The sequence below is a fragment of the Streptomyces sp. MP131-18 genome (genome assembly GCF_001984575.1).
GTDB lineage: Bacteria > Actinomycetota > Actinomycetes > Streptomycetales > Streptomycetaceae > Streptomyces > Streptomyces johnsoniae.
Map to the genome: position 1 here is coordinate 4,706,779 of NZ_LZNS01000001.1, position 10,749 is coordinate 4,717,527.

The 10,749-nt window shown below is 72.5% G+C and carries 12 protein-coding genes; 6 read left to right on the top strand and 6 right to left on the bottom strand.

Annotated features, from left to right (window positions below; genetic code table 11):
* Positions 1–111: 111 nt before the first annotated feature.
* Genes pstC through pstS form a run of 4 tightly spaced genes read left to right on the top strand, consistent with a single transcriptional unit; the run spans position 112 to position 4,087 of the window.
* Positions 112–1,059, top strand: a complete 948-nt coding sequence (pstC, locus tag STBA_RS21410) for a phosphate ABC transporter permease subunit PstC (RefSeq protein ID WP_077060802.1) — start codon at positions 112–114, stop codon at positions 1,057–1,059.
* Positions 1,059–2,177, top strand: coding sequence for a phosphate ABC transporter permease PstA (gene pstA / locus STBA_RS21415; protein ID WP_077060803.1), 1,119 nt, complete (start codon positions 1,059–1,061; stop codon positions 2,175–2,177). The genes pstC and pstA overlap by 1 nt, the downstream gene beginning before the upstream one ends.
* Positions 2,178–2,214: 37 nt before the next feature.
* Complete coding sequence (pstB, locus tag STBA_RS21420; protein ID WP_077060804.1) at positions 2,215–2,994, top strand: phosphate ABC transporter ATP-binding protein PstB; 780 nt, start codon at positions 2,215–2,217, stop codon at positions 2,992–2,994.
* 19 nt (positions 2,995–3,013) lie between these two features.
* Entirely contained in the window at positions 3,014–4,087 is a 1,074-nt protein-coding gene (gene pstS / locus STBA_RS21425; RefSeq protein ID WP_077060805.1) for a phosphate ABC transporter substrate-binding protein PstS, read from the top strand.
* 31 nt (positions 4,088–4,118) lie between these two features.
* Here the strand turns inward: pstS and STBA_RS21430 are convergent, their stop codons facing one another.
* From STBA_RS21430 to STBA_RS21445, 4 genes are read right to left on the bottom strand one after another with little or no spacing between them, the layout of a single operon-like run.
* Complete coding sequence (locus STBA_RS21430) at positions 4,119–5,123, bottom strand: iron-siderophore ABC transporter substrate-binding protein (protein ID WP_077060806.1); 1,005 nt, start codon at positions 5,121–5,123, stop codon at positions 4,119–4,121.
* Positions 5,120–5,959, bottom strand: coding sequence for an ABC transporter ATP-binding protein (locus tag STBA_RS21435; protein ID WP_077060807.1), 840 nt, complete (start codon positions 5,957–5,959; stop codon positions 5,120–5,122). The genes STBA_RS21430 and STBA_RS21435 overlap by 4 nt, the downstream gene beginning before the upstream one ends.
* Complete coding sequence (locus tag STBA_RS21440) at positions 5,956–7,044, bottom strand: iron ABC transporter permease (RefSeq protein WP_253194891.1); 1,089 nt, start codon at positions 7,042–7,044, stop codon at positions 5,956–5,958. Before STBA_RS21440 ends, STBA_RS21435 begins: the two co-directional genes overlap by 4 nt.
* Positions 7,041–8,096: an iron ABC transporter permease gene (locus tag STBA_RS21445; RefSeq protein ID WP_079252076.1), complete on the bottom strand. Its 1,056-nt coding sequence runs from the start codon at positions 8,094–8,096 to the stop codon at positions 7,041–7,043. The genes STBA_RS21440 and STBA_RS21445 overlap by 4 nt, the downstream gene beginning before the upstream one ends.
* A gap of 292 nt (positions 8,097–8,388) precedes the next feature.
* Here STBA_RS21445 and STBA_RS21450 point away from each other — a divergent pair, with 292 nt between their 5' ends.
* A complete protein-coding gene (locus STBA_RS21450) occupies positions 8,389–9,015 on the top strand; it encodes an HAD hydrolase-like protein (RefSeq protein ID WP_077060808.1) in 627 nt (208 codons plus the stop codon).
* A 48-nt stretch (positions 9,016–9,063) separates the two neighbouring features.
* Here the strand turns inward: STBA_RS21450 and STBA_RS21455 are convergent, their stop codons facing one another.
* The gene (locus tag STBA_RS21455) at positions 9,064–9,342 is read right to left on the bottom strand and encodes a hypothetical protein (RefSeq protein ID WP_077060809.1); all 279 of its coding nucleotides are present in this window, start codon (positions 9,340–9,342) and stop codon (positions 9,064–9,066) included.
* Positions 9,343–9,480: 138 nt separating this feature from the next.
* Between STBA_RS21455 and STBA_RS39315 the strand changes: the two genes are divergently transcribed.
* Positions 9,481–9,864 carry a cold-shock protein gene (locus tag STBA_RS39315; protein WP_077060810.1) on the top strand — a complete coding sequence of 128 codons (384 nt, stop codon included), beginning with the start codon at positions 9,481–9,483 and terminating at the stop codon, positions 9,862–9,864.
* Positions 9,865–9,872: 8 nt separating this feature from the next.
* Here STBA_RS39315 and STBA_RS37895 read toward each other — a convergent pair whose 3' ends face one another.
* Entirely contained in the window at positions 9,873–10,742 is an 870-nt protein-coding gene (locus STBA_RS37895) for a 1,4-dihydroxy-6-naphthoate synthase (RefSeq protein ID WP_077063483.1), read from the bottom strand.
* Positions 10,743–10,749 lie beyond the last annotated feature (7 nt).

Sequence of the window (10,749 nt, forward strand, 5' to 3'; positions counted from 1 at the left end):
GGCAGCGCGGCCCCGCGAAGATCCGAACGACAGGGCCTGAGGGCTTCCCGCCCTGTCCTTGACGTCCCAGTCGCTCGCAATTGAGTCTTCAGCAGCAGAAAGGGAGAGACAGTGCCTCCCACCACCACGAGCACGCGCACCCGGGGAGCGCCGCAACGGCTGGGGGACCGTGTCTTCTCCGGCGCCTCCACCGGGGCGGGCGTGCTGATCCTCGTCATCCTCGCCGGCGTCGCGGCCTTCCTGGTCGCGGAGGCGTGGCCCGCCCTGTGGGCCGACTCCTCGGAGATCCCGGGCGGCGACGGGATCATCCTCTACATCTGGCCGGTGCTGTTCGGCACGCTGCTCTCGGCCTTCTTCGCGCTCGTCATCGCCACCCCGCTGGCCGTCGCGATCGCGCTGTTCATCACGCACTACGCGCCGCGCCGCATCGCCTCCCTGCTGGGTTACCTCATCGACCTGCTGGCCGCCGTGCCCAGCATCATCTTCGGCCTGTGGGGCGCGTTCGAGCTCGCCCCGATGACGGTCGAGCCCACCCGGTGGCTGGAGGACAACCTCGGCTTCATCCCGCTCTTCGACGGGCCCGCCTCGCCCACCGGCCGCACCATGCTGGTCGCCACGATCGTCCTCGCCGTGATGATCCTGCCGATCGCCACCGCCGTGATCCGGGAGGCGTTCCTCCAGACGCCGCGGCTGCACGAGGAGGCGTCCCTCGCGCTCGGCGCGACCCGCTGGGAGATGATCCGCATGGCGGTGCTCCCGTTCGGCAGGTCGAGCATCATCGGCGGCCTGATGCTCGGGCTCGGCCGCGCGCTCGGCGAGACCATGGCCGTCGCCATCGTGCTGTCGGCCAGCCGCGACGTGGTCTCCTTCAACCTCATCAGCAGCGAGAACCCCTCGACCATCGCCGCGAACATCGCACTGTCCTTCCCCGAGGCGTCCGGCCTCGACGTGAACACGCTGATCGCCTCGGGTCTCGTCCTCTTCGCCGTGACGCTCCTCGTCAACATGGGGGCCCGCGCGGTGATCAACCGGCGTCGCGACTTCTCGGGAGCCAACTGATGTCCACTCCGACGACCTCCCTGGACAAGGGCGACAGGAACGACAAGGGCAGGGCCCGCGAGGAGGCCGCCGCGCTGCTGGCCGACATGCCGCTGACGCACGGTTCGCTGCCGCGCCGCGCGGCGCCGCTCACGCTGCTGGCGTTCGTGCTGGCCGGCATCGCCGCGTGGCAGACGGGGCTGCTCGGCGCGGCGTTCGCGGGCATCCTGACCGCGGTCGGCTACACGGCCGTCATCTACCTCTGGGCCCGCCGGGTCGAAGGCCCGCGGGGCGCGTTCGACCGGCTGGTGACGGCCGTGGTGTCCTCCGCGTTCGCGCTGGCGCTGCTCCCGCTCATCTCGGTGATCACCACCGTCGTGTCGAACGGCGCCGCCCGGTTCGACGCCGACTTCTTCAACAACTCGATGCTGGGCGTCGTCGACGAGGGCGGCGGCGCGCACCACGCCCTCATGGGCACCCTGATCATCACCGGCATCGCCGCGCTGATGTCCGTGCCGGTCGGCCTCATGACGGCGATCTACCTGATCGAGTACGGCCGCGGGCGCCTGGCCCGCTGGATCACCTTCTTCGTCGACGTGATGACCGGCATCCCCTCGATCGTGGCCGGCCTCTTCGTCTACGCGCTGTTCGAGCTGTTCTACGGTCCCGGCATCCGCATGGGCTTCATGGGCTCCGTCGCGCTGAGCGTGCTGATGATCCCCGTCGTCATCCGATCCGCCGAGGAAATGCTCAAGCTGGTGCCGAACGAGCTGCGTGAAGCCTCGTACGCGCTGGCCGTGCCCAAGTGGCGCACCATCCTCAAGGTGGTGCTGCCGACCGCGCTGGCCGGCATCGCCACCGGCGTGACGCTGGCCATCGCCCGCGTCATCGGGGAGACCGCACCGCTGCTGATCACCGTCGGCATCACCAGGGGCGACAACTTCGACCCGTTCAACGAGCGGATGGCGACCCTCTCGGTCTTCTCCTACAACCAGTACGCCTACGCGCCGGGCCACGCCCGCGACTTGTTCTACGAACGGGCCTGGTCCGCGGCGCTCACGCTCATCCTCATCGTGATGACCCTGAACCTGCTGGCCCGGCTGATCGCCAAGCTGTTCGCCCCCAAGACCCGCGCCTGAACCCGCGCCCGAAGACCGAAGAAGAAAGCGAAGCACTGTGGCCAAGCGCATCGAGGTCAAGGGCCTCGACATCTACTACGACAAGTTCCTCGCCGTCCAGGGCGTCTCCATGACGATCGAGCCGCGGTCCGTGACCGCGCTCATCGGCCCGTCCGGCTGCGGCAAGTCGACCTTCCTGCGCACCCTCAACCGCATGCACGAGCTGGTGCCGAAGGCGCGGGTCGAGGGCAAGGTCCTGATGGACAACCAGGACCTGTACGGCGCGAACGTCGACCCCGTCGGCGTCCGCCGCCACATCGGCATGGTGTTCCAGCGGCCGAACCCGTTCCCCACCATGTCCATCTACGACAACGTGGCGGCCGGCCTGAAGCTCAACAACAAGCGGATGAAGCGCAAGGACCTCGACGACCTCGTCGAGCGTTCGCTGCGCTCGGCCAACCTGTGGGAAGAGGTCAAGGACCGGCTGAACCGCCCGGGCTCCGGCCTCTCCGGCGGCCAGCAGCAGCGCCTGTGCATCGCCCGCGCCATCGCGGTGGCGCCGGACGTGCTGCTGATGGACGAGCCGTGCTCCGCGCTCGACCCGATCTCCACACAGGCCATCGAGGACCTGATCACGGAGCTGAAGGAGCAGTACACCATCGTGATCGTGACGCACAACATGCAGCAGGCGCAGCGCATCAGCGACACGACGGGCTTCTTCAACCTCCAGGCGATCGGCGAGCCCGGCGGCCTGGTCGAGCTCGACACCACCACCAAGATCTTCACCAACCCGGCCAACAGTGACACCGAGCGCTACGTGTCCGGCCGCTTCGGGTGAGGAACGGGGGCAGCGTCCCATGCGGAAGCGGCTCGCCAGGGCCGCCGCGCCCGCGGCGGCCCTCCTGCTGATCGCCGGCTGTGCCGGGGACGACGCCGCCACGGTCACCCGCGGCAGCCTCACCGGGCGGCTGGCCGGCTCGGGCGCGACGTTCCCCGAGCCGCTGTTCGAACGATGGATGTCCCACTACGGCACGCACGTCGAGACCGGCGCCGCCATCGACTACCGGCCCGTCGGCTCCGGCGGCGGCATCGAGCAGTTCCTCGCGGGCACGGTCGACTTCGGCTCATCCGAGCGCTACCTGCGGCAGCGCGAACTCGCCGTCGCCGCCGATGTCCGCGGCTGCGACGCCGTGCAGTTCCCCGTGGTGTTCGGCGCGGTCGCCATCGTGCTGAACGACGAGGCGCTGGACGGCATGGTCCTGACCGCCGAGGTGCTCGCCCGGATCTACGACGGGCAGATCACCCGCTGGAACGACCCGGCCATCGCCGCGCTGAACCCGGACCTGGACCTGCCCGAGCGGCGCGTCGTCCCCGTCCACCGCTCGGACGGCTCCGGCACCACCTACGTCTTCACCCGCTACCTCACCACCGAAGTCCCGTTCTGGGGCGAGCGGTACGCGGAGGGCACGGACATCGACTGGCACGAGACCGCCGTCGGCGGCGACGGCAACGCGGGCGTGGCCGGCGCCGTGCGGGACAGCGCCGGCGGCCTCGGCTACGTCAACCAGTCCCACGCCGACGAAGCCGGTCTCGCCACCGCCCGCGTCGTCAACGAGGACGGCACCCCGGTCGCGCCGACCCTTGAGGCCACCACGGCCGCCTCCGCGGAGGCGGAGATCCCGGACAACTTCCAGTTCGCCATCGACGACATCGGCGGCGCGGGCTACCCGATCACCGGCGCCAACTGGATCTTCGCCTACACCTGCGGCTACGACGGCGACACCGCCGCGCTGCTGCGGGACTTCTGGACCTGGGCCCTGAACGACGCCACCGCCGACCGTTTCGCGGCGGACCTCGGCTACGCCCCGATGAGCCGGGTCCTGAAGACCCGCGTCACCGAGGAGATCCGGCACATCAACGCCGACGGCTGAGCCAGGCGGCTACTCGAGCGTCAGGTGTGCGTCAGGTGTGCGTGAGGTGCTGCTGGAGCTCGTCGAGGATCTGCTCCGCGGCCGTGTAGCCGATGCCGAGGAACCACAGCTGGTCGTCGACCCGGAACGCCCGGCCTTCCTGGACGGCCGTCAGCTCGTCCCACAGCGGCCCGCCGACCGCGTCCTCCTCGCCCGACGCGTCGGGTGCGCCGTAGGAGGTGTAGAAGATGAAGTCGCCGTCCGCCCGGTCGACCTGCTCGGGGCTGACCTCCACCGCGAAGCCGTCCTCGGCCTCCTCGGTGATCGCCGGGCGGCCGAGGCCGACGTCCGCCAGGATCGTGCCGATGAAGTTGTCCTGGCCGTACAGACGCGTGTTGCCGCCCTCGATGAAGCGGACCATGCTCACCTCGGTCCCGGCCGCGGCCTCGGCGCCGCCGACCGCCTCCGTGACCTCCGCGACGCGCGCCTCGTACGCGGCGACGACCTCCTCGGCCTCCGCGGACCTGCCCAGCGCCTCCGCGTGCATCAGGAAGTTGTCCTGCCAGGGCGCGCCCACGTTCTCGCTGAACACCGTGGGGGCGATCTGCGACAGCTCGTCGTAGCGCTGCTCGTCGCGGACCTTGCTGCCGAGGATCAGGTCCGGGTCCAGCTCGTGGATCGCCTCCAGGTCGGGCGCCGCGATGGTGCCGACGTTCTCGATGTCCGCCAGGCCCTCCTGCGGCAGGTAGTCGAGGAACATCGTCCCGGTGTCCGTCTGCACCGCGCCGACCGGCGTGACGCCCAGCGTGATCGCGGTGTCCAGTTCGCCGGTGTCGAGCACGACGACGCGCCGCGGGTCCTCGGGGACCTCCACCGGGCCCATCGCGGTCTCGACGGTCCTGGTGCCGCCCCCGCCGTTCCCCTCGCCGTCGCCCCCGGCGCCGGAGTCGGAGTCGTCCGAGCCGCAGGCCGCCAGCGCGAGGGCGGCGGTCAGGGCGACGGCGGTGGCGGCGGTGCTTCTGCGGTACCTGCGGTGCCTGTGGTGCCTGCGGTTCATGTGGGCGTTGCCTTTTCTCTCGCGGTGTCCCGCGCCGTGCCCGGCGCGGATTTCGGGTGGGGGACCGGCGCCCCGGGAACGACGAGCGGCGAGCCGGTCACCGGATCGGGCACGACGACCGCCTCCAGGCCGAACACCTCGCGCACCAGACCGGCCGTCACCACCTCGTCCGGCCGGCCGCGCGCCACGATGCGCCCGTCCTTCATCGCCACCAGGAAATCCGCGTACCTGGCGGCCTGGTTCAGGTCGTGCAGCACCGTCACGACGGTCCGTTCCATGCGCCGCACCAGGTTCAGGACGTCGACCTGGTGCGCGATGTCGAGGAACGTCGTCGGCTCGTCGAGCAGCAGCAGGTCCGTGTCCTGCGCCAGCGCCATGGCGATCCACACCCGCTGCCGCTGCCCGCCGGACAGCGCGTCCACCGGCCGGTCGGCGAGCGACGTCACGTCGGTGCGCGCCATCGCCTCCGTCACGGCCCGTTCGTCCGCCTCCGACCACTGCTGCCACCACCGCTGGTGCGGCTGGCGCCCGCGGGACACCAGGTCGACCACCGTGATCGCCTCGGGCGCCACGGGGGACTGCGGCAGCAGCCCGATGGCCTGCGCGATGCGCCGCGTCGGGATGCGCGCCAGCTCCTGACCGTCCAGCAGCACCGCGCCGCCGCGCGGCTTCAGCAGCCGCCCGAGCGCCCGCAGCGTCGTCGACTTGCCGCAGGCGTTCGGGCCGACGATGACGGTGACCTGCCCGTCGGGAATCTCCAGGTCGAGGCCGTCGACGACCGGGTGCGCCTCGTCGTAGCCGAGGACGAGCCCCCGGGCGCCCAGACGGTGACTCATGCGCGTCCTCCGGTGCGGTTGGCGACGATCAGCCAGAGCAGATAGGGCGCGCCCACCGCGGCCGTCACCACGCCGACGGGCAGTTCGGTGGGCGAGAACAGGGTCCGGGCCGCCACGTCGGCGAGCACGGTGATGAACGCGCCGGTGAGCGCAGAACACACCAGCGGGATCTGGGCGGTGCCGGTCAGGCGGCGCGCGATCTGCGGCGCGAGCAGCGCCACGAAGTCCACCGGGCCCGCCGCGCCCGTCGCCAGCGCGGCCAGCAGCACGCCCACCGTCGCCAGACCGAGCCGGGTCCTGGCCAGCCGGATGCCGAGCGCGGTGGCCGTGTCGTCGTCCAGGACGACGGAACGCTGCGCGCGGGCCGCCCACACCACGGCGGGCAGCAGGAGCAGCAGGCCGATGGCCAGCGGCTCGGCCTCCGCGTTGCCGCGCCCGTTGAGGGAGCCGGTCATCCACACGGTGGCCTGCTGCGCGACCTGGTAGTCGCCCTTGGTGAGGAACAGCTGCGTGACCGAGCGCAGCGCGATGGCGAAGCCGATGCCGATGAGCACGAAGCGGGCCGCGTGCAGGCCGCCGCGCCACGCGAAGACGTAGACCAGGCCGGCGGCGGCGAGCCCGCCCGCCACCGACCAGTACGGCAGCACGGCGGTGGACACCGCGCCGTAGGTCATGGCGCCCACGGTCAGGGCAGCGGCGCCGTGCGTGACGCCGATGATGTCCGGGCTGGCCAGCGGGTTGCGCGCCACGGACTGGATCAGCGCGCCTGCCACCCCGAGCGCGGCGCCGACCAGCAGCCCGAGCGTCATCCGCGGCAGGCGCAGCGTTCCGACGACGAACTCGGCGGAGGAGTCCAGGCCGAAGGCCGCCCGCAGGGCCGCTCCCGGCGAGACCGCCGAGGTGCCCAGGCACAGCGACGCCAGGCACGCGCCGAGCAGCGCCGCCGTCAGCACCGCGGCCACCAGGGCCGAACGCCGGTGCAGCAGGAACGAGGCGCCGCGCCCGCGCGCCACCGCGTACCCGGCGGCACCCACCGCGGGCCGCCGCTCCCGCGGAGCCGTTTCCCGCAGGGCCGTTCCGCTCACGACCGCACCCCCGACCTGCGCACCAGAACGACGAGGAACGGCACGCCGATCAGCGCGGTCATCACCCCGGACGGCACCTCGGAGGGCGGGAACACCAGCCGCGCGACCACGTCCGCGACCAGCAGCATCACCGCCCCCAGCAGCGCGGACATCGGCAGCAGCCAGCGGTGCCCGCCGCCCACCAGACCGCGCGCCAGATGCGGAACGGTCAGGCCGACGAACGCGATCGGACCGGCCGCGGCGACGGCGGCCCCGGCCAGCACGACGGCGCCGAGGCCGCCGGTGACGCGGACGAGGGCCACGTTCTGCCCGAGGCCGCGGGCCACGTCGTCGCCGAGCGCCAGCGCGTCGAGTCCGCGCGCCGCGGCGATCACCAGCAGCGTGCCGCCGAGCAGGAACGGCCAGATGTCCGCGGCGATGGACGCGTCCCGCCCGGAAAGCGACCCGATCTGCCAGAACCTGAACTGCTCCAGGGTCGTGGCGCGCGTGGTCAGCACGCCCGCGGTGACCGAGGCGAGCAGCGCGTTCACGGCTGCGCCCGACAGCGCCAGCTTCACCGGCGAGGCGCCGCCCCGGCCGCGGGACGCCACCGCGTACACGCCGACACCGGCGAGGGCGGCCCCGGCCAGCGCGTACCAGACGTAGGCGTCCAGCGAGTGCGCGCCGGCGAACGCGATGGCGAGCACCACGCCGACCGAGGCGCCCTGGCTGACGCCGAGCAGCCCCGGCTCGGCGATCGGATTGCGCGTAAGACCCTGCATCACCGCGCCCGCCATGCCCAGCGCCGCCCCCACCATCAGGCCGATCACGGTCCGCGGCACCCGCAGCTCCCGCACCACCTTCGCGGCCGCGCCCTCGCCCTGGCCGATCAGCGCCTGCCACACCTCGCCCGGCGCGAGGGAACGGCTGCCGAGCGCCAGGCTCAGCAGCGCGGCCAGCGCCACCGCGGCGGTCGCCGCGGCCAGCAGCGCGGAACGCCGCACGGCGCCGCCGCCGCTGGGCGCGCGCACGGCGCGCTGCACGGCGGGTGACGGCGGGGCGGCGGCAGGCATGCGTTCCTCGGCAGGTCGGTCGGTCCGGTCGGGGCCGCACGGCACCCGGGCCCTGTCGTTCGGATCTTCGCGGGGCCGCGCTGCCAGCTACGGCACCTCTCCCTCCTTGCCCGCCACCGGGCAGGAGGGGCCCAGTTGTCGCATCGCGCAAGTACGGCCAAGTACGAGCTGCGATCCTCCGCCTTGCGATCCACCGCGTCTGACAACGCGACCTGATCCACGAAGATCCAAACGACAGGACCTAGGTTAGGCGAACCTAAGTCTCCGCGCGTGCTGGAGGCACAATAGCCGTATGCCGCATTCCCCGCAGACCGCGCCGCTGACCGTCGGATTCGATCTCGACATGACCCTCATCGACTCCAGGCCGGGTATCAAGGCGGCCTACGACGCGCTGTCCGCGGAGACCGGCGTGTACGTCGACTCCGACCTCGTGGTCTCCCGCCTCGGGCCGCCCGTGGAGGAGGAGTTGGCGTACTGGTTCCCCGCCGGGTCGGTCGGCGCCACCGCCGACCGCTACCGCACCATCTACGCCGACCACGCGGTGCACGGCACCGGCTCGCTGCCCGGCGCCCGCGAGGCCATCGACGCCGTCCACCGCCACGGCGGCCGGGCGATCGTCGTCACCGCCAAGCACCAGCCCAACGCCGTGCTGCACATGGACCACCTCGGGCTGCGGCCCGACGCCGTCATCGGCTCGCTGTGGGCCGAGGCCAAGGCGGAGGCACTGCGCGCGCACGGGGCGCGCGTGTACGTCGGCGACCACATCGGGGACGTGCGGGGCGCGAAGGCGGCCGGGGCCCACTCGGTCGCCGTGGCCACCGGCCCCTGCGCCACGGCGGAGCTGAGCGCCGCGGGCGCCGACACGGTGCTGGACGACCTCACCGCGTTCCCCGCCTGGCTGGACGCCTACCTGGCCTGAACGCCCCACCCCCGCACGGGAGTCGCGGGGCTCGCGGAGCTCGCCGGACTACCGCGCCGCGTCGGCCTGCGCCGCACGGTCCGCGCGGCGCTGGTGCGCCACACCGCGCAGCAGCCCGGCCGCGGCGATGACGAAACCGGCGCCCATCAGCATCGACACCACGTACGCGGCCGTCGGCAACGGGTCCGCGCCGATGAACAGCGGGATCACCGTGACCATCGTCGCCACCGCGCCGACGGCGAAGACGACGGCCCCGGCGCGCACCAGACCGTCCCCGGGACCCGCCGGGTCGTTGTCACTCACCCGTCCAGGGTCGCAGGTGCGCATACTCGCCTCGCAGCGGGGGCAGTGATCCTCCGAAACGGCCCGGCGGCGTCTTGTCACCGGACCGGGGGCGATTAGCCTGAGAGATGGCGGGTCCGGTCGGCCCGCCTCATTGTTATGACGAGTGCGAGGACGAGACACGTGCCTACCGGCAAGGTCAAGTGGTTCAACAGCGAGAAGGGCTTCGGCTTCCTTTCCCGTGACGACGGCGGCGACGTCTTCGTGCACTCATCCGCGCTGCCCGAAGGAGTGGACGGCCTCCGGCCGGGCCAGCGTGTCGAGTTCGGCGTCGTCGCCGGCCAGCGCGGCGACCAGGCGCTGTCCGTCACACTGCTCGACCCCGTGCCCTCCGTCGCCGCCGCCCAGCGCCGCAAGCCCGACGAGCTGGCCTCCATCGTCCAGGACCTGACGACCCTGCTGGACGGCGTGTCCCAGCAACTGGAGCGCGGCAGGTACCCCGACCGCACCAGCGGCCGGAAGATCGCCGGCATGCTCCGAGCCGTCGCCGACCAGCTGGACGTCTAGGTCGGGGCCTAACGCGTCCCCGGGGCGGGCACGGGCGCGAGCAGCGTCTCCGGTACCTCGGGGACCAGCCCTTCGCCGGCCGCCCGGGTCAGCAGCTCACGTATCGCCGCGTACCCCGCGTCGCCCAGGTCCTCGGTGAACTCGTTGACGTACAGGCCGATATGGGCGTCCGCGACGTCCCGCTCCATCTCCTGCGCGTGGGCCAGCACGTACTCCCGGCCCGCGGACGGGTCGTCCCACGCGCGGCGCAGCGAGGCGCGGACCGCGTCGGCGATGCCGCGCAGCCGCTCCTCGCCGAGCGACCGCTTGGCGATGATCGCGCCCAGCGGGATGGGGTGCCCGGTCGTGCCCTCCCAGAACTCGCCGAGGTCGGCCAGCCGGTGCAGCCCGTACCGCTGGAACGTGAAGCGCGCCTCGTGGATGACGAGACCGGCGTCCACCCGCCCGTCGCGCACCGCCGGCATGATCTCGTGGAACGGCATCACCCGCACCTCGCCGACCCCGCCCGGCACGTGCGCCGCCGTCCACAGCCGGAACAGCAGGTAGGCGGTGGACCGTTCGGCCGGCACCGCCACCGTCCGCCCGGCCAGGTCCGCCGGCTCCCGTTCGCCCGCGGTGAGCACCAGCGGCCCGCAGCCCCGCCCCAGCGCGCCGCCGCAGGGCAGCAGCGCGTAGGTGTCGAGCACCCAGGGCAGCACCGCGTAGGACACCTTGAGGATGTCGCCCGCGCCGCGCTCCGCCAGCCCGTTGGTGACGTCGATGTCGGCGAACGACACGTCCACCGGCGGCGCGCCGGGCACCAGGCCGTGCGCCCAGGCGTGGAAGACGAACGTGTCGTTGGGGCAGGGGGAGTAGGAGATGCGAAGCGCGTCAGTCACGGTCCCT

Bases quoted from the DNA above. Each gene is read 5' to 3' on its own strand.
- pstA (WP_077060803.1), top strand. From the start codon at position 1,059: ATGTCCACTCCGACGACCTCCCTGGACAAGGGCGACAGGAACGACAAG.
- STBA_RS21455 (WP_077060809.1), bottom strand. From the start codon at position 9,342: ATGCGCACCTGCGACCCTGGACGGGTGAGTGACAACGACCCGGCGGGT.
- STBA_RS21445 (WP_079252076.1), bottom strand. From the start codon at position 8,096: ATGCCTGCCGCCGCCCCGCCGTCACCCGCCGTGCAGCGCGCCGTGCGC.
- STBA_RS21430 (WP_077060806.1), bottom strand. From the start codon at position 5,123: ATGAACCGCAGGCACCACAGGCACCGCAGGTACCGCAGAAGCACCGCC.
- STBA_RS21450 (WP_077060808.1), top strand. From the start codon at position 8,389: ATGCCGCATTCCCCGCAGACCGCGCCGCTGACCGTCGGATTCGATCTC.
- pstS (WP_077060805.1), top strand. From the start codon at position 3,014: ATGCGGAAGCGGCTCGCCAGGGCCGCCGCGCCCGCGGCGGCCCTCCTG.
- STBA_RS21435 (WP_077060807.1), bottom strand. From the start codon at position 5,959: ATGAGTCACCGTCTGGGCGCCCGGGGGCTCGTCCTCGGCTACGACGAG.